We start from the raw sequence: 22,868 nt of genomic DNA, 5'->3' as shown, positions 1-22,868 counted from the left end.
ACATGATCACAAAACAGCTCGGATTTGTCATCAACCGAATTCAGTACAGTGAATCGAGTATTATCGTTAGAGTTTTTACGCGTGATTTAGGATTGAAGTCTTTTCTCGTTCAGGGTGTTCGAAAGAAAAAAGCAAAAACAAAAGCAAACCTTTTTCAGCCGTTATCGCTCGTTGAAATAACCTTCAGATACAAGGAAAATGCGAATATGCACCGCGCAAATACCTGCTCGCTATCCACAACATATTCGAGTATTCCATACGATTTTCTCAAATCATCACAGGCTATTTTTTTAGCAGAGCTTTTGTACAAAAGCCTTCACGAGTCAGACCCTCACATTGATCTGTTCGATTGGCTGCGTATTCACCTCGTTTGGTTTGACGGATCTGACGAAGGCGTTTCTAATTTTCACTTGTTTGCCGGTTGGCACATCACGCGGTTTTTGGGAATAATGCCTGAGACCGGATCTGACCATTACTTTGATTTGCTCAATGGGAATTTCACGCACGAAAATACAGGTCAGTATTCTGTTGATAAAGAGTATGGCGATGCGGTGAAATATCTTTTGTCAACGAGTTTTGAAGACATGCATGAATTAAAACTCAACCGGCAAACCAGGCAAATATTGCTGGACCAGTTGATCATGTATTATCAGCTCCATTTAGAAGGAGTCCGCGAGATAAAATCGAAAACGGTTTTACAGGAAGTAATGGATACGCTTTAGTCGACTTGCTTCAACGAACAGGCAATCCGTTTTCTCTCCACATCAACACCGATTATTTTCACTCTAACTTGTTGATCGAGGTGTAAATGTTGGGTGGGATCATCGACAAATTCATTTGCGATTTCACTCACATGAATCAACCCGTTTTGCTTGATGCCGATATCCACAAAAGCACCAAAATTCGTGAGGTTGGTGACAATTCCAGGCACAATCATTCCTTCTTCAACACTTTCAATCGACTTGAGCGACTTATCGAACTCGAACATTTTGGCTTTTTTGCGCGGATCCCTTCCCGGCTTTTTGAGCTCTTCCACGATGTCTTTTAATGTAGGCAATCCAACTTCTTCATTGACAAAATTGGTCAGATCCAGTTTTTCCAAAAGTTCGCGGTTACCAGCGAGCTCTTCGGTTCTGATCGATAAGCTTTTCGCCATCTTTTTTACGATGTCGTAACTCTCTGGATGGACTGCCGTGTTATCAAGAACATTTTCTCCATTTCTAATGCGTAAAAAGCCCGCACATTGTTGGAATGCTTTTGGTCCGAGCCCACTTACCTCCAAAAGCTCTTTTCGACTCTTAAAACCGTTTATTTTGCTTCGGTGTGTTACGATCTTTTGAGCGCTCCCTTTGTTGAGTCCGCTCACGTACTGCAACAAGTACTCACTCGCAGTATTCAATTCCACACCAACCTGATTCACAGTGTTGATAACCGTTTGATCCAGTGCAGACTGAAGCATTTTTTGGTCCACATCGTGTTGATATTGTCCCACGCCAATTGACTTTGGGTCGATTTTCACCAATTCTGCAAGCGGATCCTGTAACCTTCGCCCTATGCTCACAGCACCACGAACAGTCACATCGTACTTTGGAAATTCTTTCCTGGCAATTGAACTGGCCGAATAGACCGAAGCTCCCGCTTCATTCACTACAAATACTTCTACATCTTTTTCAAACCGAACGCCTTTGATCAGAATTTCAGTTTCTCTTCCTGCTGTTCCGTTACCTATGGCAATCGCATCGATTTTGAAAGTGTTGACGAGCTGATTGATTTTCGATTTTGCCCGTCCTTTTTCGTTTTGTGGCGGATGCGGATAAATGGTTTCGTTGTGGAGTAAATCTCCGTGCTCATCGATACACACGAGTTTACATCCGGTTCTGAAACCGGGATCGATGGCAAGTGTCCTTTTTTCACCAACCGGAGCAGTGAGCAAAAGCTGCTGAAGGTTGGTCTTGAAAATATTGATTGCCTGTTGATCAGCTTTTTCTTTTGATTTTGCGGCAAACTCATTTTCCAGCGAAGGTTTTAAAAGTCTTTTATAAGCATCTTTAATTACGAGTTCAATTTCTTCACGACAAGCAGAGTCGCGCTTGACAAAAAACCGCTCCATGAATTGCTGGGCCCGGTCTTCATCGATTTCAATCTTTACGCGGAGGAAGTCTTCGTTTTCACCTCTGCGCATCGCGAGTAAACGGTGAGATGGAATTTTAGAAAGCGTTTGTTGCATATCCCAATAATCGCGGTATCGTTCAGCTTCCTCTTTCTTTGACTTCACGACTTTCGATTCTATACGGGCAAACTTTTTAAACATCTCGCGCAATCGCTGGCGGACGATCGAGTTTTCACTCATCCATTCCGCCACAATATCTCGCGCTCCCTGAAGTGCATCATCGACACTTTCAAATTGATCATTCACAAAACGCTGTGCCTTATTTTCAAGATCAGGGTCGCGTTGTGCCATCATCATTTTAGCCAGCGGTTCAAGTCCGGCTTTTCGTGCTTTCTCAGCTTTAGTGGCTCGTTTCGTTTTGTAGGGAAGGTAGAGGTCCTCGAGTTCCTGCTCAGTTTGTGCCGACTCGATTTCTTTTTTCAGTTCATCGGTCAGAACCTCTTTCTCAGCCAATGTTTCCAGGATGTACTTCCTGCGCTTTTCAAAGTTTTGGATGCGCTCGTGCTCATTGACAATCTTTTCCAGTTGCGTTTCGTCAAGTCCGCCAGTGACTTCTTTCCTGTATCGTGCCACAAACGGAATTGTAGCTCCGTCATCAAAAAGGGCGAGCGTCTTTTTAACCTGGTTTTCCGGAATATTTGTGATTTGGCTAATTGCCGAAATGATTGACATAAAAAGAACTTGTTTTGAAATTAAACCTTAGGCAGTGAAACAGCTTCGATAAAGCGTTCAATATTTTTCTTATTTCCCGTAATGTAGAGGAGATCGTCTCGCTTGATTTTGGTCGATGGTTTTATGCTCGACCTCAATTCGTTTTTGCGCATCAGCGCGATGATTGAAACTCCAAACGCCTTGCGAACCTCAGCACTTTCAACCGTTTTCCCTTCAACTAAACCGCCTTCACGCGAAACACGAACACACTCGATGTTGAGCCTCGGCAATACATCACCGGAGTTTGCTTTGAGGTGCGTTTTGGGTCTGAACATTTCGTAGTTATCGGATCTGATCGTGTTGATCATCGTATCAATATTATCGATCGGAACCAGGAAGCGATGCATGACGCGGGAGAAAATCTCGATGCTCGTTTCAAATTCTTCCGGAATTACCTCATCAGCTCCTAATTGAATGAGCGAATCGATGTCTTTCACATAGCGGGTTCTGATAATGAGATGAACCTGCTGAGAAATATTCCTTATTGCCGATGTAATTCCTTTAATCGCCTGTGAGTCTGAAATGGCAACAACTACAACTCTTGCCTCTTGTACGTGGCAATGTTTCAGGATGTGATCGTGTGAAGCATCTCCGTACAAAATTGGCTCTCCCTTATCTTGCTCTTCCTGAACGACATCAGCATTGAATTCGATGATGATGTATGGGATTTTAGCGTATTTAGCAGCTCGCGCAACGTTTTTACCATTCACACCAAAACCGATAATTATGAGATGATCAGATAATCCTTCGTCAACAGGATCTTTGCGCTTTTGCTTTTGAGCTGCTGTTTGCCAGTTCATTACGCGTTTCCTGAACTGCGTACCCATGAACAGAGCTGATAGTCTTTGGCCATTCATAATCGCTACAGGCGTAATAGCCATTGAAGCGATTGAAACCGAAAGGAAATATTGGTAGTTGGTTTCGCTGAGCAACCCGTTTGAAATCCCGAATTCTGAGAGGATAAAAGCAAATTCCCCAACCTGGAAAAGAGTGAGTCCGGTGAGGAAAACCGTCCTTGGGCTATAATTCAAGACTCTCGCTGCGAAGCCGGCAATGACTGCTTTGGTAATGATTACCATTACGGTCAGAACCAAAATCAAACCAACGTGATCGAGGAAAAAGCTGATGTTCAGCAGCATCCCGATCGACACGAAAAACAAGCTGGTAAAAAGTTCCCTGAATGGCAGGATTATACTTGTAGCCTGGTGACTGTAATCTGATTCTGAAATGATGAGCCCGGCAAGGAAAGCTCCGAGTGCAAGTGATAGCCCGGCCTGTGAGGTGGTCCACGCAACAGCGACACAAATGACAACTGTTGTGAGAAGGAAGAGCTCTTTACTTTTTGTTCGCGCTACCTCGTGTAAAAGTTTTGGAATTATGTATCGTGCACCGATGTACGTTACAGCCAATACGATAAGTGATTTCACAAGAAGGTTGAGCAATGCAGTTGTGACATCGGCAGTGTTGCCCGCTATGATAGGTGTGAACAACATCATAGGAACAACAATAACATCCTGAAAGATGAGCACACCCAATGACATTCTGCCGTGCGGGAGATTAATTTCATTGCGCTCGGCCAGTAGCTTGAGCACGATAGCCGTACTACTCAACGAAAAGAGGAACCCGGTAAAAACGGCCTCTGACCATGAAAAATCGAGCAGAATAAAAACCAGCGCAGTAACGATGATCGTAAGACCCACCTGAATACCACCGCCAAAGAAGACCGTCTTTTTAATAGAGGCAAGCTGTTTGAGAGAAAACTCAATCCCAATGACAAAAAGCAAGAGAATCACACCGATTTCAGAGAGGACTTCAACCTCGTGCGTTGCTTTTACGAGGCTGAGGCCGTTTGGTCCGGCTATAATTCCGGTCGCTAAAAAACCCAGTACTGAGGGCAGTTTTAGCCTGTGAAATACCAGTACAACAAATACCGATAGAGCAAAAATGATGAGGATGTCCTGCAGAATAGGTATTTCCATTGAGTTTGTTTTGGCAATTCAAAGCTAATACAACTGCGCGTTTCGTGAGTATCGGGAAAGTATAAATCAATAAAAGCTCTTTTAAAACAAAGATTAAAAACCTGCAATTCAATAAGCTTCAGCAGCTCATATCAAACCCTCACAAACTCGTCAAATAATACAGTGTAAGGTCAGTTTACTTTAGCGGTAAATCATTTGAAAATTTATTCGCTATGAAAAAAACATTACTCGGTATTGTGTTGTCGTTCATGACCCTTAGTTCCTTTTCAGCTGTTATTTATGTGAACGCTAATGCATCAGGTAGCAATGACGGAACAACTTGGTCAAACGCCTATTCAGATTTACACGATGCTATATCAAATGCCGCTTCTTTTGACACTATTTGTGTAGCCGCAGGCACTTATTATCCACAGGCAGATATGTCAGGGGATACAAACCCAACCGATCCAAGAGAAAAGCAGTTTAGAATCAACGCTAAAACAATTACTCTTTTGGGCGGCTACGAGGGAAATGAAACGGATCTGGAAAATCGAGACCACGAATCAAACCCGGTGATATTATCGGGAAATATAGGGAGCTCAACTGATAAGACTGATAACTGCTACCAGGTTTTGGTTTTAAGAGACGCAGATAGCAGTTTGATCGATGGTATTACAGTTGAAGAGTGTTATACTTCTTCCAGTGATCCATTTGGGGGAGACGGCTTGTTTATTACCAGCACAATAGGTGTTAAGGTTCTAAACACAACTATTCAAAATAACGAAACTGCGTCAAACGGAGGCAGCTCTTTTAGCAATTCAAGTATTGAGTTTAGAGGTTGTGTGTTTAGAAACAATACTGCTAGTGAAGGCGGAGCATTTTATGCATCCTATTGTGATATGAAAATTTACAATACGCAATTTTCCTTCAATCAGTCAGCGAGTTATGGAGGAGCGGTTACTTTGAATAACATCCTTGCCAATGGTAAACATGTTTTGTCAAACTGTTTATTCAACAATAACAAATCATTTAGTACTCAATACGGTGGTGCGGCAATTCATTCGTACAATATTTCAGAACCGGTTCTGATCATCAATTCAACATTTGCTAACAACTACTCAAGGGCAGGTGTAGGCTGCTCTATTAACTCGAACATTGTTGATTACGATATTCACAACAGTGTTTTTTGGACAACGAACAGTAATACGCACATTCACAAAATCAACTCAAACTCGGTTATCACGAAAAGCAATTGTATTGAACAGGGTGTAGATTCATATCCGCAGTTTGCAGATTCTGCTAATCACGATTTCAAACTGGTTGCGGGTTCAGCCGGTATCGATGCTGGAGACACAGCCGGTATATCAGATCATATTCCTAATAAAGACCTCAACGGAATCGATCGTTTCAACGGAACGATTGACCTTGGACCTTTCGAACTGTGCTCTACACAAGCTGATGCCTCAACTTCAGTAAGCGGCACTACAATCACAGCAAATCAGAACAACGCTCAGTACCAGTGGATTGATTGTTCCGATAATTCTCCCATTAGCGGAGAAACAGGTCAATCGTTTACTGCCACACAATCGGGGAGTTACGCTTGCGAAATCACTTACGGTTGTACAACTGTGACAACGAGTTGTGAGCAAATCACCATTACAGGGATTTCAGATGAACTTGAAAATAACTCAGTAAGCATCTATCCGAATCCGACTAAAGATGAAGTTTTCATCTCAACCGATAAAACGGTGAAGAGAGCTGAGATTTTTTCCATTACAGGTAGCAGGGTGCTTTCAATCGAGGGCAACGTTTCCAGAATCGATCTTCAACCTTTACCAGAAGGGGCTTATATTCTTCGACTTAACTTTGAAGGAGCCGTTGTAACAAAGAAGCTCATCAAAAAATAACGTTTCATAACCTGTAAAGAGAGAGGCTCTTCCGCGAGGAAGGGCCTTTTTTGTTAACTAATAGCTTATGAATCAATTTAGGTTGCTGTATGATAGTGGTATATGTTGCACTCGAAACATTGTGTTTAATGAAAGGATGAATTACTTTAGAGCGGAAATTCTTAGTGTTAACAAGTTAAAATCTAATCCTATGAAAAAGCTGTTTTATTTATTGCTATTTGTATTATTTGGGTCTGTAAACCTATTTGCTCAAGAAGGGCCCCATTATGTTTCTGGTAGTTCTTTAAATGTTAGAAGTGAGCCAAACACCAGTTCAGAAGTCATTACGAAACTGGATAGGTATGATAATCTGGAAGTAGTTGAAACGAATGATAACTGGTCAAAAGTCGTCTTTGATAACCAGGAAGGCTATGTTTATGCTGATTATATCAAAGAAGGTGAGGCTGTCGTCAGTACTTACCAGGTTAGAACTGGTGCAGTTTGTAAAGATGGTTCTTCGAGTACGGCTACTGGTAGAGGAGCCTGTTCTCATCATGGTGGAGTTCGGTATTGGAAGACAAAGACCAAACAAAACGTTCGTATTGTGAATTAATACTAGCTTATAAAAGCAGCAATTATTGCTAAAATAACAGGGATAAGGATAGTGGAGGAAAAATATAGTAGAAAGTTTCTTCTCCGCTTTTCAATATAAGTGTGTTCAGGGCCAACTTGTAATTCAATGGTTGGCCATAAATCATAGATTCTTGACATTACTGATTTAGAAAAAAACAGATAAAACATGAACGAAAGGAGGCTAATAAGAAATACATGTGGAAAAAATGAGTCAATGGAAGAAAAAGCTTGTTGCCAAAAAGGAAGAAACCCCTTACTTGGGTCATCATCAAATATGTTTAGTCCAAACCCGAACCCTATGATTGTGAGTAAAATAAACCCTAACTTAATTTCGAAAGAATTATTTAATAAAAAAGACTGTTGTGGGGGCATTGACTTAATAAGGTTTAGCAGATGATCTATCGTGCCACTTACCCAAAATTGATCACTGCCTGTGACTTCAATATCACTATCGGTATAATGTTCATCATCGATAATTTTCCAACCATGGTTGAGTCTGATTACAACACCTTTTCGTTTTCCGTCTTTAAATGTCATTGTAACAGACCGAATTCTTTTCTTGTTGATAATCGAATCTTCATTAAAGATATCGCTTCCTTCACTTTCATAACCTTCATCTTCATAAGAAGAAGGTTCGAAGCACTTCACAGAAAAAAGAAGATCAGCATTGGGGTTGTCCTTTGATGCCAGTTTATACTCTTTTTCCAGAATCTCAGCTAGTTCTTTTAAATGAGCCAGCTTGATAATACGGTTTTCAACAGGGATTAGGCGATTTTGTCTGATTTCGGGCATTACTTGTCTTTTCACTCTTAACTCTCAACTAATATACCATTTTTGCTACTCACCATCGCTACCGCACATTCACGATAGCATATCGTAAAAAAAGTATATTAAACCATAGATAAGATAAAATCGTTATATTTATTTCGCACAAGAACAAACGCAATGAAACAAGGATCTGCAATTAACATAAAATATCGATTAATCGAAAAGCTCGTGAAAACTGAAGACCAGGAGCTTTTAAAACAAGTTGAATCGATTTTAGACGGCAAAGCTTATTGGGAAAGCCTTCCTTATGAAGTTAAAGAAGTTATTGATCAATCTGTTGCTGAAGGCGAAGAAGGGAAGTTGGAGGATCATGAGTCTGTTATTAAGGATTATCGTAAAAAGCATCTTTAATGCCTCTTAGTGTAAAATGGACGATTACTGCTAAAAGATCTTTTGCTAATCAGATTGATTATCTGGAAGAAAACTGGGGTAAAAATGAAATTCGCTAGTTTATTACAAGAGTAGATGATAAAGTCGACCACCTTAGTAGAAGTCCACTTATGTGTCCTGTAGTTGATGTTAAACGCAATATACATCGTTGTGTTGTTGTAAAACAAGTGAGTCTATTTTATCGAATAAAATCAAGCCATATTGAATTGTTGCTATTTTGGGATAATCGTCAGAATCCATCCAGGATAAAATTATAACGTTTTCAACTTTCACTCTTTAGCCTCACCCCATTTCTCATTAGCTTTCCTTAATTTAGCCGATTGCCTAATGAAAACCCACATATTATGTCGATAACCCTAACCCAAAATGCCGAGTTATTGATGGAATACGTCAATAAAACAGGCAAAAACATCTTTTTGACCGGCAAGGCCGGAACAGGAAAAACGACTCTGCTCAAGCATTTACTGGCAACGACCTACAAGAAAAATGTCGTGGCTGCACCTACCGGGGTAGCCGCCATCAATGCCGGAGGCGTCACACTACACTCTCTTTTTCACTTACCTTTTGGCGTATTTGCGCCTGATGATTATCCCAATCAAATGGCCGTCTCAGAAAAGGTCAATACGCCCCAAACGGTTACGCGCCAGCTCAAAATGAACAGTGCCAAGCGCAGATTGATCCGCGAAATGGAGCTGCTCGTTATCGATGAGGTGAGTATGCTTAGAGCCGATATGCTCGATTGTATCAACCTCGTTTTGCAAAAAGTGCGAAGAAATACGCAGCCGTTTGGCGGAGTTCAAATGTTGTTCATTGGCGATATGAGTCAACTGTCTCCGGTTGTGAAACGATCAGAGAAAGCACTCATCGACTCGTATTACGAGAGTCCGTTCTTTTTCTCGTCCAATGTCATGTCTCAAACCGATTTGGTTTACATTGAGCTGGATAAAGTTTATCGACAATCAGATCAAAGATTCCTCGAACTCCTCAACCGCGTTCGCGACAACGAACTAACGCCCGAGGATCGCAGGGCTCTGAACGAAAAAGTAGCCCCGGCCGATAAGCTGCAAAAAGAAAAAATTATTCACCTCACTACCCACAACCGCATTGCCGATGAAGTGAACGAGCGCGAACTCAACAAACTCAAAGGCAAACGCAGGAGTTTTGAGGCGATTGTAACAGGTGACTTTCCCGAATCCATGTACCCGATTCCGCCCGTTTTGGAGCTCAAAACCGGTGCTCGCGTCATGTTTGTGCGAAACGATCCCGAAAAACGCTTTTTCAACGGTAAAATAGGGACAGTTGAAGACATCGATGATAATTGCATTACCGTTTCCTGCGAGGATGGTGAAGTAGTGGAACTCGAGCCCAATACGTGGGAAAACAAGCGGTTCAGATCCAGCAAGAGATCAGGTGAAATTGAGGAAAAAACAATCGGTTCGTTTCAGCAATTTCCATTGCGTTTAGCATGGGCGATCACTATTCACAAGAGCCAGGGACTCACATTTGAAAAGGCTATTCTCGACCTCAACCAGTCGTTTGCACCCGGTCAGCTCTACGTGGCGTTGTCGAGGCTCGTTTCGCTTGACGGACTTTTCCTCGCATCTAAAATGCCTACTGACATCGTACCCGCTCACGAAAAGCTGGGTGAGTTTGAAAGCACGAAGCAGGAAACAGGCTTTTTGAAAGATCAACTCGGGAAGGAACATTTCCATCACCTGGCAAATCTCGCGGGTTCATCGCTCGATGTTGTCCCCATGGGCAAGCAGTGGCGCAATCACCTCAACACTTTTGACAAGCAGGCTAATCGATCTAAAAAGCAGGAATATTTTGAATGGACAAATGAGCGGTTCAAAGAAGTTCAGGAACTCTATCACAAAACAGTAAAGCCGCTCAAGCAAATTGCCCAGTTGAAAGAAGCTTACGGTCAGAACCTCAACCAGCTGGCATCGGTTCTCAGCGATGCTAAGCCCGGTGTGATGAGCGCACTCAACGACCTCATCAACAAACTGAAAGCGCAACGTAAGTTAGTTAAAGAGGAGGAAGGCCTCAAGCAGTATTCAAAAGAGCTGGAAGAATTACTAGACTTTGCCGAGCGCAAAAAACAATCGCTCTACCGGGCAATGGTTATCATTGAAAAAGCCGCTGACGGAAAAACACCAAAACCATCAGATTTATCAATCGACTCAAAACCCGGATCGAAGAAGAAAGCCGGAAAGAAAGACAAAACACCCAGCCATAAAATCAGCCTGAGGATGTTCCAGAACGGCACTGATATCGGTGAAATAGCACGAGACCGCAACCTGACAAAAGGAACAGTTTTCAGTCACCTCGTGAAGAGCGTTGAAGACGGAACCATCCCACCCACCGATTTAATCGAAGAGTCGCGCTATGACGAACTGTGTCACGGGTTGGACAATATAAAATTCGACAACCTCACCGAGGCACGCGAAAAGCTCGACCGCAAATACGATTACGATGAAATCCGACTGGCTCTGAAAGCACGAAAAGAGCTCTGACCAAACTAGATATTATTGTCTCAATATTGCTAGTATAAAAACCTGATATATATTTGGCTGAGCTTATCAAGAAAGACGGAGGGACTGGCCCGTAGATGTCTTAGCAACCCAGACTAGCTGGGTGCTAATTCCTTTCTTCTCTATAGAGAAGTTAAGATGAGCAGAAAAGAGATTTTCGGCTACTCAACATCAACCAGTTTTTCCAACATCTTGTGATAAGCCAAATGCAAATAAAGCAATTGACTTATGCACAATCAATTAGAAGAATCTTTAGCCGATCGAATCCTCGTCCTGGATGGGGCAATGGGAACGATGATCCAGCAGCACGACCTCACTGAGGATGACTTTCGGAATGAACAATTAAAAGATCATGAATCGCCATTAAAGGGAAACAACGACTTGCTTTCCCTCACACGGCCCGATATCATTCTCGATATTCATCGCGATTACCTGGAAGCAGGAGCTGATATCATCGAGACAAATACTTTTAGCAGTACATCAATAGCCCAGGCCGATTACGAACTGGAAGAACTGGTTCACGATCTCAATTACCAGTCGGCAAAGTTGGCGAAACAGGCGGCTGATGAATATACAGCCAAAACACCTGACAAACCGAGATTTGTTGCCGGGTCTGTGGGACCAACAAACCGCACGGCATCTCTCTCTCCCGATGTTAACAATCCCGGTTACAGAGCGGTCAACTTCGATGATCTGCAGGAAGCTTACCGCGAGCAAATCAACGGTTTGCTCGATGGCGGATGCGATATCCTTCTCATCGAAACCATTTTTGATACGCTAAATGCGAAAGCCGCTCTTTTTGCCTGTGAACAGGTATTTGAAGAAAGAGGTCAAAAATGGCCGATTATGGTTTCTGGAACGATTACCGATGCCAGTGGTAGAACACTTTCCGGTCAGACCCCGGAGGCGTTCCTCATCAGTGTTTCACACGCACCGCTTCTCAGCGTTGGGTTTAACTGTGCGCTTGGAGCAGAACAGCTCGAGCCATATCTCGAACGCGTAGCGAAAGAAACGAACTTCTACACCAGTGCTCACCCCAATGCGGGCTTGCCAAATGAGTTTGGCGAATACGACCAAACACCAGATATGATGGCGGGTCAAATCGAAGAGTATTTGAAAAACAATTTGGTGAACATCATTGGCGGATGTTGCGGAACAACACCTGAACATACAAAAATCATTGCCGAAACGGCTGCGAAATACGAACCTAGAAAAAGAAAGGAAACAGTCAATGGCTAATCAATTCCACCCGACAAAACTCGTTTTATCAGGTCTAGAGCCATTGATCACTGGCGAAGACTCGAACTTTGTTAATGTTGGCGAACGCTGCAATGTAACGGGGTCGCGCAAGTTTTTGCGACTCATTCGCGAAGAGAATTTTGACGAAGCAGTTGAGGTTGCGCGCAACCAGGTTGAAGGCGGAGCGCAAATCCTCGATGTCAACATGGATGAAGGAATGCTCAACGGGAAAGAGGCGATAGTCAAGTTTTTGAATCTCATCGCTGCCGAGCCCGATATCGCTCGCGTTCCTATCATGGTTGACAGTTCTAAATGGGAAATTATTGAAGCCGGACTCAAATGTATCCAGGGAAGAGGAGTAGTCAACTCAATTTCGCTTAAAGAGGGTGAAAAGATCTTCCTTGAACAAGCCAAAAAGATTCGCCAGTACGGAGCTGCAACGGTCGTTATGGCTTTTGATGAAGATGGCCAGGCCGATACATACGAACGCAGAATCTCCATCTGCAAGCGGTCTTACGATTTGCTCATCAACGAAGTAGGGTTTGATCCGCACGACATCATTTTCGACCCCAATATTTTCCCGGTCGGAACCGGAATCGAGGAACACAACAATTACGCGGTGGATTTTTTCAATGCCGCAAACTGGATCAGAACCAATTTGCCGGGAGCGCACGTGAGTGGAGGGTTGAGTAATGTCTCGTTTTCTTTCCGTGGAAACAACGCTGTGCGCGAAGCGATGCACTCTGCGTTTCTCTATCACGCGATTAAGAACGGGATGGACATGGGAATTGTCAATCCCACAACACTCACGATTTACGATGACATCGACCCCGAACTCCTTGAAAAGGTTGAAGATGTACTTTTCAACCGCAGAGAAGACGCAACAGAGGAGCTGCTAGATTTTGCGCAAAGCGTAAAGCAAAAAGGCGCACCAAAAGAGAAGGTCCTCGAATGGCGTTCGCTACCGCTCGAAAAGCGAATTGAGCACGCTCTCGTAAAAGGAATTGCCGAGTTCATCGAAGAGGATGTGGAAGAGAGCAGGCAGGAAAAAGACAAGCCGCTCGAAGTGATTGAGGGTCCGCTCATGAAAGGCATGAACGTGGTTGGGGACTTGTTTGGTAGCGGAAAAATGTTTCTGCCACAGGTTGTGAAAAGTGCGCGCGTAATGAAACGGGCTGTCGCTTACCTGGAACCTTATCTCGAAGAGGAAAAACGCAAAAACCCAAACCCGTCTGATAAAGGAAAAGGGAAAGTTCTTTTGGCAACCGTAAAAGGAGATGTGCACGATATCGGGAAGAACATTGTGGGTGTCGTTTTGGCCTGCAACAACTACGAAATCATCGATTTGGGCGTTATGGTTCCGACCGAAAAAATAATCGAGGAAGCGAAAAAGAACGATGTGGATATCATCGGCCTCAGCGGACTCATAACGCCATCGCTCGATGAAATGGTAACAGTGGCTGAGCACCTCGAAAAAGATGGCTTTAAAACGCCTCTTTTGATCGGTGGAGCCACAACTTCAAAGGCGCACACGGCTGTGAAAATTTCACCGGCTTATTCGGGGTCAACGCTCAATGTTTTGGATGCCTCGCGGGCTGTGACGTTTGTGGAGCGACTGCTGTCAAAAGACAGGGATGAGTTCCTCGCAAAAGCAAAAGAAGAATACGACCGACTGAGGGACGATTACAACCAAAAGAAAAGCGCGAAAAAACTGATTCCGTTCTCTGTAGCTCAGGAAAATAGATTGAAAGTTGACTGGGAAAATTCATTGGTGAGTCCCCCAAAACAAAAAGGGGTTTACGAGATGGAGTTTTCGATCAGGGAGCTGCGGAATTACATCGACTGGAGTCCGTTTTTTCAGTCGTGGGAGCTCTACGGAAGGTTCCCCAGAATCCTCAAAGACAAGGTTGTTGGGGAACAGGCACAGGAGCTCTTTGATGACGCGCAGGTAATGCTCGAATCCATCATTCAGGAAAAATGGCTCAAGGCGAAAGCTGTTTACGGGCTGTTTGGAGCTTACAGCGAAACCGACTCTGTGGCTGTTTTGGATGAAAATGACAATGAGATTGAGCGTTTTGAGATGATCCGCCAACAGATGGATCAACGCAAAGGAAGACCGAATCGCTCACTTGCCGATTACGTGGCGCCAAAAGGCCACAACGATCACATGGGCGCATTTGCTGTAACGGCCGGAATCGGAATTGAAAAGAAGCTGGAACAGTTTGAACGCGAGAATGATGATTACAAAAACATCATGCTCAAAGCGCTGGCTGACCGATTAGCTGAAGCGAGTGCAGAGCTGCTTCATGAGCGCATCAGGAAGGAGTACTGGGGATATGTTCCGTCAGAAAACCTGAATAACGATGCGTTGATCAAAGAAAAGTATCAGGGGATCAGACCCGCTCCCGGGTATCCCGCCTGCCCTGATCACACTGAAAAGCTGAAAATTTTTGATCTGCTGGATGTGGAAAAACGCATCGGGCTGAGTCTTACCGACAGCATGGCGATGTATCCGTCATCGGCAGTGAGTGGCTGGTATTTTGCGAGTCCGGAATCGCGCTATTTCAACGTGGGTAAAATCGACAAAGACCAGGTTGAAGATTATGCATCGAGAAAAAATATGAGTATTGAGGAGGCTGAAAAATGGCTCCGACCAATACTGAGTTATAAATAAAGAAGTTGAATGAAAGTTACTGAACACATTGAGAAAGCAAACGGCAAAGCACTTTTCTCATTTGAGATTTTGCCGCCATTGAAAGGTCAAAACATCGAGGGAATTTACAGCACGATTGATCCGTTGATGGAGTTCAAACCGCCTTTTGTTGATGTTACGTATCACCGCGAAGAATATGTGTACAAAACGCACAAAAACGGATTGTTGGAAAAAACCGTGACACGCAAAAGACCCGGGACAGTAGGGATTTGCGCAGCGATTATGCACAAGTACAAGATCGATGCGGTGCCGCATATTATTTGCGGAGGTTTTACCAAGCAGGATACTGAGGATGCGTTGATCGACCTGGACTTTTTGGGAATTGACAACGTGTTGGTTTTGCGCGGAGATCCGATCAAATCTGAAAAGAGATTCACTCCCGAGCCCAATGGGCACGCTTACGCAATTGACTTGATGGAACAGGTGAAAAACCTGAATGATGGGGTTTATCTGGACGAGGACCTCAAGTACAATTCACCAACGAATTTTTGTATTGGTGTAGCGGGTTACCCGGAGAAACATTTTGAGGCTCCCAACATGAAAAACGACCTGTACTGGCTCAAAAAGAAGGTTGAAAACGGGGCGGAATACATCGTGACGCAAATGTTTTTTGACAATTCGAAGTTCTTTGAGTTTGAAAGACAATGCCGCGAAGAGGGAATCGATGTGCCAATTATTCCGGGGTTGAAGCCGCTCTCAACGGAGCGACAATTGTCATTACTCCCGCAAATTTTTCACCTCGATTTACCGGATGCTCTTGTAGATGAGGTCAACAAAGCAAAGTCGAAAGATGCTATCAGGGAAATTGGAGTGGAATGGTGCATTGAGCAATCCAAAGAGTTGATCAAAAACGGATCCCCGGTGTTGCACTACTATTCTATGGGAAAGAGTAAGAATATCCAGAAGATTGCGAGGGAGGTTTTTTAGGGGGTTCTTATGCCTGAGATAATGGCCTATTGTTTTTAGAGCTCAACGTCAAAATATAAGCGTAATGCGAGATTTAGGAGCGATTACTTGACCACCAAAAAAATTGAACGAACCTTTCTGAAATCCTTCTCTGCCATATGTTTTATACCCATTGTTGGTGGCAGTTTTTTTATATTTCACCTTTGTCGTATAAGTTGTCATAAACCTTTTCAGTATAGAGTCCACTTGAGTGATTTGGCATATTGTTAAAGTCGTAATCATCCAATGCTTTTGACATGATTCTTTCTCTGAAAGGAATGTGAATCGTTTTAACTTCTTTATTCTTCATTAAATCTCTTAATGTTTTTGGTATCAGCTTATCTAGCTCAGTTCTATAAGTCTTAGTAGTGAGCCTGTTTCTTTCATTAACAAAGCAAATAATTACTGGTAATCCACATTTTTTTACAGCATATTCAATTTCAAATGGTATGTAGTCATCATCAAGTTTAGTTTTATCACCTACTAAAAGCATAAATCTTTTGCTGGCTTTCATTCTTTCTTTAAGAGTTCTCACAATAGTAGGCTCTGAACTCCAACCCCGAATTAGTCTAATCTTATCGTGAGAGTTTACTATTTTGAATTCTCTATTCTTCATTTTATCCCAACCTTTAAGTAAGTTGTAATATCTGAAATCTGTTTCTGTTACGTTTTTTCCACCTTCAGCTGCGAAGGCAATGTAGGTTCCTGTTCTGTTTGGCATTATTCTGGAATTGTTTTAGTTAATAATATTGAAACAAATACGAATGTGATTGTTAACTGGGTCGCGGTCAAAATAGAGCCTATTTGATCCGCTGATGAAATGAAATTATAGTCAGAAAATAAGGAATTAAAGCTTGAATACATTAAGAATGAAAACTTACTTTCAAAACCTTTGTCCATAATGAAGTTCTCCTTATACGGTAGACTGTACAAGTAAGCAAAGCAAATATTTGAAAATGAAAATGCTATCACAAGGTTTATAAATCGTCTTTGACCATGTTCAATTTCTTCAATCCGTTTTGCATTCCAAAAATGATAGTAAAAATATGTAAAGAGGTTTGTCCAAATCAGGTATAAAGTAAAAATTGTCAATAAGCTTGAATTATAGCCTTTAATCCAAATACCCAAGACAAATACCCATTTTAGAATTATAAAAATGTCAATAGCAAAGTTCTTGTAAGTTCTTTTACTATCTTTTGTCAAACAACCAAAAATCCACTTGAAAAGCTCAACAAGATTAGTATAGTAACCTAACCTTACTGCATATTTTGTTATAACGTAAATAAATCCGTTTCTCATCGTTATTAAATTGCCACCAACGGTCTCGGGTAAAAAACGTAGGGCGCTACGAAGCACTTTTCTGTCTGGCCGAAACCAAACTTACTAAGAACCCGAAACTCGCGGAAACCACTGTCCGCCCTATGTTTTATACCCATTGTTGGCGGGTCGTGCTTTTTTATTCACTTTCTATTTCTTTGTCTATCACCCATTCGGAGTCAGCAATGAACTCAATTTGAATCAAGTCGTCCTTTACTTCTTTGTCAAAAAAGGTCAAGTCACTTCCTTTCATAAATGCAATTTCAAAGTCGTCTGCAACTTTAGCTGTGTCAAAAGTACTTCCACCGCCACCAAGGTCAATTTTACAGTCCTTTCCTTCTATTATTTTTCCTTTGAAGTGAAACCAACCACCGTAATGGTGAAGTCCACTTTCAAGTAGTGCCATGTGATAAATTTCAGATTCCTTTTTGTAGTCAATTCCGAATTCTGATAGCAAGTTTTTAATTTCGGCTGGATAAATGTTTTCCCTATTTGTCGCGAAATTTTTACAGTCATTACAAGCACATCCTTCTGGACTTCCGTGTTTAACCTTGTCGTAAACTTCTTTTGTTCGTCCGTAGTCAACTTCAAAAGTCCAATCTTTATATTTTACTGTCTTTGTCGTCATTTTTTGCATGCCCGCCAACTAACTTATAACTTGAAAAAATGTCCCTTTAACCCACCTTAAAACCGGGGATAAGTGAATTTTTATTTGTATCAATTTTACTTCTCTTAACCGTAAAACTACAAAAACCAGAATAAAAACAAATTGAAAGGAGTTCTCTTTGAATAGAATACACGAACCAGTGTGAGAGAAATTATACAGTTGGTTGGTTAAAAGCGGGAGGTGAAGAACCCGGGAATAGAAGCAAAAAAAAGCGCTATAACAAAAAGTTATAACGCTTTAATTTTTCTGCTCCTCAGGTTGGACTCGAACCAACGACCCTCTGATTAACAGTCAGATGCTCTAACCAACTGAGCTACTGAGGAATTTTGTTTTCCCACCATTTATATGGTGTCTGTTTCAAAATGGGAGGCAATATTACTAACAAGACACCAATTAAACAATATCTTTGGCAAAATTTTAAACGAAAAATTTTCATGGAATTAGTTACAGTAGGCTCAGTTGCATTTGATGCAATTGAAACACCTTTCGGTAAAAGTGATAAAATTGTCGGAGGCGCAGGTACTTACATCAGTATCGCCTCTTCATTCTTCAAAAAGAAAAGCGGAATTGTTAGCGTTGTGGGAGGAGACTTCCCAAAGGACTTCCTGGCAATGCTAGACATGCGCGGAATCGATCAGCAGGGTCTTCAAATAAAAGAAGATGAAAAAAGCTTCTTTTGGAGTGGTAAGTATCACAACGATATGAACACCCGCGATACCCTGGTAACAGAACTCAACGTTCTGGAAAAATTCGATCCGGTATTGCCTGAAGAGTACAAAAACCCTGAGTTTCTCATGCTCGGTAATCTCGCTCCTGATGTTCAGTTGAAAGTGATCGAGCAGTGTGAGCGCAAGCCGCAAATCATCGCAATGGATACCATGAACTTTTGGATGGATATCGCGATGGACGATCTCAAGAAAGTGCTCAAAAAAGTTGACGTATTGACGATCAACGATGAGGAAGCTCGTCAGCTTTCTGGAGAGTACAGCCTTGTGAAAGCAGCTCAGGAAATCCTCAGGATGGGACCAGAGTTTTTGGTGATCAAAAAAGGTGAACACGGAGCGCTTCTCTTCAATAACGAGAATGAAGTGTTCTTTGCGCCTGCATTGCCGCTCGAAGAGGTTTTTGACCCAACTGGTGCCGGAGACTCATTCGCTGGCGGATTTATCGGTCATTTGGCTTCTACGAAGGATATTTCCTTTGAAAACATGAAGCGTGCCGTAATCGTGGGTTCTGCAATGGCTTCTTTCTGCGTTGAGCAGTTTGGAACGGAGCGACTGCAAAACGTAACACAGGAAGATTTCGATGAGCGCGTTCGCGAGTTTGTAAACCTCACTCAGTTCGATATTTCATTAGTATAAAACGATAACGGTCAGAGCCGGAACTACAGCCGGCTTTTCGTCACTATTTATGACGGATCTGACCAATATCATGCAGACATAAAAAAAGGGCTTCAGAATTTCTGAAGCCCTTTTTGTTTATCGAAAATTGTGCGTTTTACTTCACGATAACCTTGAGAACAGTATCCTCAGATTTGATGAAGTAAATACCATTTGTAAGATCACTTACATTGATTCTTCTCACGCGAGTTGCACGCTTAACTTCTTCACCAAGCGCGTTGAACATCACAAAGTCAATTGTTTTGTTGAAATTCAACATGTTGTTGGTTGGGTTTGGATAAGCGCGAAGCTCAGTTTTTTCTGCAACCTCACCGATTGAGTTTTCAATAGAGTCACAGTTGTTCACCGTGAGATCTGACATTTGAACTGGTAGAAGTTGATATTCATCAAATAAAGGAGCTTGATCATCGTATTGACTGGCAGCGCCTTTTGCAGAGCAAAGGGTATCGCCTACATTAAGGGTAATCATGTCATTTATACCTGTAATATCTCTAACTCTTAAAGTTAATGAGTCTTGTCCTTTATTAATTCCGTAATTAATTGCTCCTGTACCAGCATTAGTACTATCCACACTATTAACTACAAAGTCTTGAATCTCAACAATTTCACCCTCAACAGATTCTGTGATAGTATTAACTAACTTGTGATTTGGAATAGAGTTTCCTGAGTTAAGAACCTCTAGGCTATCAACAATAATTTCAGTCAAACCATTGTACTGATCGATTTCACCCCAAACGAGTAGAGAGTCACCCATCAATGGCTGAACATTGTTGTAATCGCTAAAGCTGAATACGTTGATTCCGCCTGTAGCATCCTGAATGTAGAGTTCGTAACCACTTACTCTAAAGTCGATAGTTGTTACAACACCCTGTACACCGCAAACAACACCCAATGAATCTGGCTCACCGTTAGCGTCAACAGTCGTTACATCACCAATTGGGTAAATGTTGAGATCAACAGCAGGAGGAGTAACACCACCACATGTTGTGTCGAGATCACTCGAGTACATTGGGAAAATCTGATAGCCTGATGTGTATGGAGAAGATCCATCAAACTGACCACCAATTCCAACTATTGAGCATAGTGAATCGCCAACAGCAGGAGTGATATCATTGAAAATACCAGTCTCTGTATCAATACGCATGGTCATTGTGTCAGTAGCATTCACAATTTCAAAGTTTGAACCACTCACACCTGTTACGAGAACGTTGTTGATTTGAATTGGCTCACTTTCAGTTGACTCGTCAAGAGAAGTAACAACCGATGGAGAAGGAAGTGGATTTCCGCTGTTTACAACGTGGATTGAATCGATGCTTCCCATTTGCGTTAATCCGTTGTATTGATCAACTTCACCTTTGATGATGATAGAATCACCTTCCTGAACAGTGTAACCATTCACGTCACTGAAGTTGAATACACCAATACCTTCATTGTCCCAAAGTGTAAATTGGTATCCTGAAGTTCTCAGGTTAACACCCAAAACAACACCTTTTGTGAAACACTCAACTCCTAAAGAGTCTGCAACACCATTCGCATCTACATTGTTGATGTCTGCAATATTGTAGAAAGGAGTTCCTGTTGGAGTAGGAGTGCTACTTGAAGAACCACAAGTTGTGTCAACATCAGCAAAGTAACGAGGAATCATTTGGTAGCCTTCAGTGTATGGAGAGTTGTTGTCATATTGCCCGCCAATTCCGATGATGTAGCAAAGCGAGTCACCAACAGCTAAAGATACTGAATCGTCAACATTTGTTTCAGTTTCAATACGCATTGTTATAGTATCCATACCACTTACAGCTTCCCAGTTACCAAAACCGAGGTCTGCTGTGATTTCAGCGTTGTCAAAACGAACGAGCTTACTTTCAGTAGTCTCATCAAGTGCCGTGATAACAGCCGGAGAAGGAAGTGCATTTCCGGTGTTCACAACAGAAATCGAATCGATGCTTCCTAGTTGAGTAAGACCGTTGAACTGATCTACTGTTCCGCGAATGATGATAGAGTCACCTTCCTGAACAGAGTAACCATTCACATCAGAGTTGTTGTAAACGCCAATACCTTCACCATCCCAAAGTGTGAAAGAGTATCCTCCGCCAGAGTTGAGATCAACACCAAGAACTAGGCCTTGAGTGAAACAAGTAACGTTGAGAGAATCGGCAACACCGTTTGCATCAACATTGTTGATGTCAGCAATATTGTAGAAAGGATCAGTTGAAGGAGCTGGTGGGTTACTTGAAGAACCACAAGTTGTGTCAACATCAGCAAAGTAACGAGGAATCAATTGGTAGCCTTCATTGTATGGGGAGTTGCTGTCATACTGACCTCCAAGGCCGATGATGTAGCAAAGCGAATCACCAACAGCTAAAGATACTGAGTCGTCAACATTTGTTTCAGTTTCAATACGCATTGTGATAGTATCCATACCACTTACAGCTTCCCAGTTACCAAACCCGAGGTCTGCTGTGATTTCAGCGTTATCAAAACGAACAAGCTTACTTTCAGTAGTCTCATCAAGTGCCGTGATAACAGCAGGAGAAGGAAGTGCATTTCCAGTATTTACAACAGAAATTGAATCGATGCTTCCTAGTTGAGTAAGACCGTTGAACTGATCTACTGTTCCGCGAATGATGATTGAATCACCTTCCTGAACAGAGTAACCATTCACATCAGAGTTGTTGTAAACGCCAATACCTTCACCATCCCAAAGTGTGAAAGAATATCCTCCGCCAGAGTTGAGGTCAACTCCCAGAACAAGCCCTTGAGTGAAACAAGTAACGTTGAGAGAATCTGCAACACCGTTTGCGTCTACATTATTAATGTCAGCAATGTTGTAAAATGGAGTTGATGGGGGAGTTGGAATAGATCCACTCATTACTCTAAAGTTATCAAAACCAGCGTAGTCACTTCCGCCATTTTGCTTAACATAGAGCTTAAGTCTTACACTGTCAGTATTTGACGGAATTGCAACGTTTACAGTTCCTACTGCAGATAGATTTGAAAATCCATCAATAATTGTGTCAACGCCAAGAGAAGTTCCGTTTGCAAAAACCTCGTATTGTACATCATCTCCACTATCAAATTGATAAATGTCATAGTCAAAGGCAATGTAGCCAGTTGAAATTGAAGAAGTATGAACAGTATCAAAATTGATTTCAGCAAAACCAGTAGTTCCATTTGGGCTGTTGAGATCCCGAACACCCCAAAAATAAGAACCAGCTGTAGGCATTGATGCTACATTTGGAAGTGTAGTTACAGTGTCCCAAATATCACCGCCACCATTGAAGTTTGTAGGGGTTACGGTGTAGTTCCAGTCATCCGATGTAGTGCCTTCAAAACTCTGTTGCGATACAACAGTTTGAGCACTAACATTAATTGCAATTAATGCAAATACCATCGACAAAAAGCCGAAGTAAAGTTTTCTCATAACTCTTTTTATTTTAAAGATTTTGCCGCAAAAGTAACGCGATTATAAAGGGCGAA

16 protein-coding genes, 1 tRNA gene and 1 riboswitch are annotated in these 22,868 nt (G+C 42.2%); of the genes, 9 read left to right on the top strand and 8 right to left on the bottom strand.

The features are described 5' to 3' along the window. The first annotated feature begins 2 nt into the window (after nucleotides 1-2). On the top strand, nucleotides 3-722 hold the full coding sequence (gene recO / locus F3059_RS07905) for a DNA repair protein RecO (protein WP_151167979.1): 720 nt from the start codon (nucleotides 3-5) through the stop codon (nucleotides 720-722). On the opposite strand, the gene F3059_RS07900 is transcribed toward recO, so the two are convergent. Continuing rightward, nucleotides 719-2,842, bottom strand: coding sequence for a Tex family protein (locus F3059_RS07900; protein ID WP_151167977.1), 2,124 nt, complete (start codon nucleotides 2,840-2,842; stop codon nucleotides 719-721). The two genes, recO and F3059_RS07900, sit on opposite strands and share 4 nt — an antisense overlap. A 20-nt stretch (nucleotides 2,843-2,862) precedes the next feature. Further along, nucleotides 2,863-4,860: a cation:proton antiporter domain-containing protein gene (locus tag F3059_RS07895; RefSeq protein WP_151167975.1), complete on the bottom strand. Its 1,998-nt coding sequence runs from the start codon at nucleotides 4,858-4,860 to the stop codon at nucleotides 2,863-2,865. Nucleotides 4,861-5,072: 212 nt separating this feature from the next. On the opposite strand from F3059_RS07895, the gene F3059_RS07890 reads away from it, so the two are divergent. Both F3059_RS07890 and F3059_RS07885 read left to right on the top strand, forming a co-directional pair. Next, nucleotides 5,073-6,746, top strand: coding sequence for a T9SS type A sorting domain-containing protein (locus tag F3059_RS07890; protein WP_151167973.1), 1,674 nt, complete (start codon nucleotides 5,073-5,075; stop codon nucleotides 6,744-6,746). A 190-nt stretch (nucleotides 6,747-6,936) separates the two neighbouring features. Continuing rightward, nucleotides 6,937-7,338, top strand: a complete 402-nt coding sequence (locus F3059_RS07885) for an SH3 domain-containing protein (protein WP_170265126.1) — start codon at nucleotides 6,937-6,939, stop codon at nucleotides 7,336-7,338. Between the two features lie 2 nt (nucleotides 7,339-7,340). On the opposite strand, the gene F3059_RS07880 is transcribed toward F3059_RS07885, so the two are convergent. Further along, nucleotides 7,341-8,150 (bottom strand): hypothetical protein, encoded by an 810-nt coding sequence (locus tag F3059_RS07880; protein ID WP_151167969.1) that lies wholly within the window; start codon nucleotides 8,148-8,150, stop codon nucleotides 7,341-7,343. A gap of 153 nt (nucleotides 8,151-8,303) precedes the next feature. On the opposite strand from F3059_RS07880, the gene F3059_RS07875 reads away from it, so the two are divergent. The 5 genes from F3059_RS07875 to metF all read left to right on the top strand — a co-directional run bounded on the left by F3059_RS07875 (nucleotide 8,304) and on the right by metF (nucleotide 15,989). Continuing rightward, nucleotides 8,304-8,537, top strand: a complete 234-nt coding sequence (locus tag F3059_RS07875) for a hypothetical protein (protein ID WP_151167967.1) — start codon at nucleotides 8,304-8,306, stop codon at nucleotides 8,535-8,537. 383 nt (nucleotides 8,538-8,920) lie between these two features. After that, complete coding sequence (locus tag F3059_RS07870) at nucleotides 8,921-11,092, top strand: helix-turn-helix domain-containing protein (protein ID WP_151167965.1); 2,172 nt, start codon at nucleotides 8,921-8,923, stop codon at nucleotides 11,090-11,092. Nucleotides 11,093-11,152: 60 nt separating this feature from the next. Beyond that, nucleotides 11,153-11,255: riboswitch (SAM riboswitch) on the top strand. A gap of 83 nt (nucleotides 11,256-11,338) precedes the next feature. After that, the gene (locus F3059_RS07865; protein WP_151167963.1) at nucleotides 11,339-12,349 is read left to right on the top strand and encodes a homocysteine S-methyltransferase family protein; all 1,011 of its coding nucleotides are present in this window, start codon (nucleotides 11,339-11,341) and stop codon (nucleotides 12,347-12,349) included. Beyond that, a complete protein-coding gene (gene metH / locus F3059_RS07860; protein WP_151167961.1) occupies nucleotides 12,342-15,023 on the top strand; it encodes a methionine synthase in 2,682 nt (893 codons plus the stop codon). Before F3059_RS07865 ends, metH begins: the two co-directional genes overlap by 8 nt. A 9-nt stretch (nucleotides 15,024-15,032) precedes the next feature. Beyond that, the gene (gene metF / locus F3059_RS07855) at nucleotides 15,033-15,989 is read left to right on the top strand and encodes a methylenetetrahydrofolate reductase [NAD(P)H] (RefSeq protein WP_151167959.1); all 957 of its coding nucleotides are present in this window, start codon (nucleotides 15,033-15,035) and stop codon (nucleotides 15,987-15,989) included. Nucleotides 15,990-16,158: 169 nt separating this feature from the next. Here the strand turns inward: metF and F3059_RS07850 are convergent, their stop codons facing one another. The 4 genes from F3059_RS07850 to F3059_RS07835 form a co-directional block, all read right to left on the bottom strand. After that, nucleotides 16,159-16,728 (bottom strand): TIR domain-containing protein, encoded by a 570-nt coding sequence (locus tag F3059_RS07850; RefSeq protein ID WP_151167957.1) that lies wholly within the window; start codon nucleotides 16,726-16,728, stop codon nucleotides 16,159-16,161. Continuing rightward, nucleotides 16,728-17,306: a hypothetical protein gene (locus F3059_RS07845; RefSeq protein ID WP_151167954.1), complete on the bottom strand. Its 579-nt coding sequence runs from the start codon at nucleotides 17,304-17,306 to the stop codon at nucleotides 16,728-16,730. Before F3059_RS07845 ends, F3059_RS07850 begins: the two co-directional genes overlap by 1 nt. A 157-nt stretch (nucleotides 17,307-17,463) precedes the next feature. After that, on the bottom strand, nucleotides 17,464-17,952 hold the full coding sequence (locus F3059_RS07840) for a hypothetical protein (protein WP_151167952.1): 489 nt from the start codon (nucleotides 17,950-17,952) through the stop codon (nucleotides 17,464-17,466). A 288-nt stretch (nucleotides 17,953-18,240) separates the two neighbouring features. Next, nucleotides 18,241-18,314: transfer RNA gene (locus F3059_RS07835), tRNA-Asn, on the bottom strand. Between the two features lie 111 nt (nucleotides 18,315-18,425). Between F3059_RS07835 and F3059_RS07830 the strand changes: the two genes are divergently transcribed. Beyond that, entirely contained in the window at nucleotides 18,426-19,352 is a 927-nt protein-coding gene (locus tag F3059_RS07830; RefSeq protein WP_151167950.1) for a PfkB family carbohydrate kinase, read from the top strand. Between the two features lie 136 nt (nucleotides 19,353-19,488). Here the strand turns inward: F3059_RS07830 and F3059_RS07825 are convergent, their stop codons facing one another. Next, a complete protein-coding gene (locus F3059_RS07825) occupies nucleotides 19,489-22,812 on the bottom strand; it encodes a T9SS type A sorting domain-containing protein (RefSeq protein WP_151167948.1) in 3,324 nt (1,107 codons plus the stop codon). Nucleotides 22,813-22,868 lie beyond the last annotated feature (56 nt).

This window comes from Salibacter halophilus (assembly GCF_008806325.1).
GTDB lineage: Bacteria > Bacteroidota > Bacteroidia > Flavobacteriales_G > Salibacteraceae > Salibacter > Salibacter halophilus.
The sequence above is the reverse complement of the archived record's forward strand: the minus strand, read 5'-3'. Positions and strand labels throughout refer to the sequence as shown.

Excerpts from the sequence above, each read along its gene's own strand:
- recO (WP_151167979.1), top strand. The coding sequence starts at position 3 with ATGATCACAAAACAGCTCGGATTTGTCATCAACCGAATTCAGTACAGT.
- F3059_RS07875 (WP_151167967.1), top strand. The coding sequence starts at position 8,304 with ATGAAACAAGGATCTGCAATTAACATAAAATATCGATTAATCGAAAAG.
- F3059_RS07880 (WP_151167969.1), bottom strand. The coding sequence starts at position 8,150 with ATGCCCGAAATCAGACAAAATCGCCTAATCCCTGTTGAAAACCGTATT.
- F3059_RS07825 (WP_151167948.1), bottom strand. The coding sequence starts at position 22,812 with ATGAGAAAACTTTACTTCGGCTTTTTGTCGATGGTATTTGCATTAATT.
- F3059_RS07885 (WP_170265126.1), top strand. The coding sequence starts at position 6,937 with ATGAAAAAGCTGTTTTATTTATTGCTATTTGTATTATTTGGGTCTGTA.
- F3059_RS07890 (WP_151167973.1), top strand. The coding sequence starts at position 5,073 with ATGAAAAAAACATTACTCGGTATTGTGTTGTCGTTCATGACCCTTAGT.
- F3059_RS07895 (WP_151167975.1), bottom strand. The coding sequence starts at position 4,860 with ATGGAAATACCTATTCTGCAGGACATCCTCATCATTTTTGCTCTATCG.
- F3059_RS07850 (WP_151167957.1), bottom strand. The coding sequence starts at position 16,728 with ATGCCAAACAGAACAGGAACCTACATTGCCTTCGCAGCTGAAGGTGGA.
- F3059_RS07865 (WP_151167963.1), top strand. The coding sequence starts at position 11,339 with ATGCACAATCAATTAGAAGAATCTTTAGCCGATCGAATCCTCGTCCTG.
- F3059_RS07900 (WP_151167977.1), bottom strand. The coding sequence starts at position 2,842 with ATGTCAATCATTTCGGCAATTAGCCAAATCACAAATATTCCGGAAAAC.
- F3059_RS07830 (WP_151167950.1), top strand. The coding sequence starts at position 18,426 with ATGGAATTAGTTACAGTAGGCTCAGTTGCATTTGATGCAATTGAAACA.
- metH (WP_151167961.1), top strand. The coding sequence starts at position 12,342 with ATGGCTAATCAATTCCACCCGACAAAACTCGTTTTATCAGGTCTAGAG.
- F3059_RS07870 (WP_151167965.1), top strand. The coding sequence starts at position 8,921 with ATGTCGATAACCCTAACCCAAAATGCCGAGTTATTGATGGAATACGTC.
- metF (WP_151167959.1), top strand. The coding sequence starts at position 15,033 with ATGAAAGTTACTGAACACATTGAGAAAGCAAACGGCAAAGCACTTTTC.
- F3059_RS07845 (WP_151167954.1), bottom strand. The coding sequence starts at position 17,306 with ATGAGAAACGGATTTATTTACGTTATAACAAAATATGCAGTAAGGTTA.
- F3059_RS07840 (WP_151167952.1), bottom strand. The coding sequence starts at position 17,952 with ATGACGACAAAGACAGTAAAATATAAAGATTGGACTTTTGAAGTTGAC.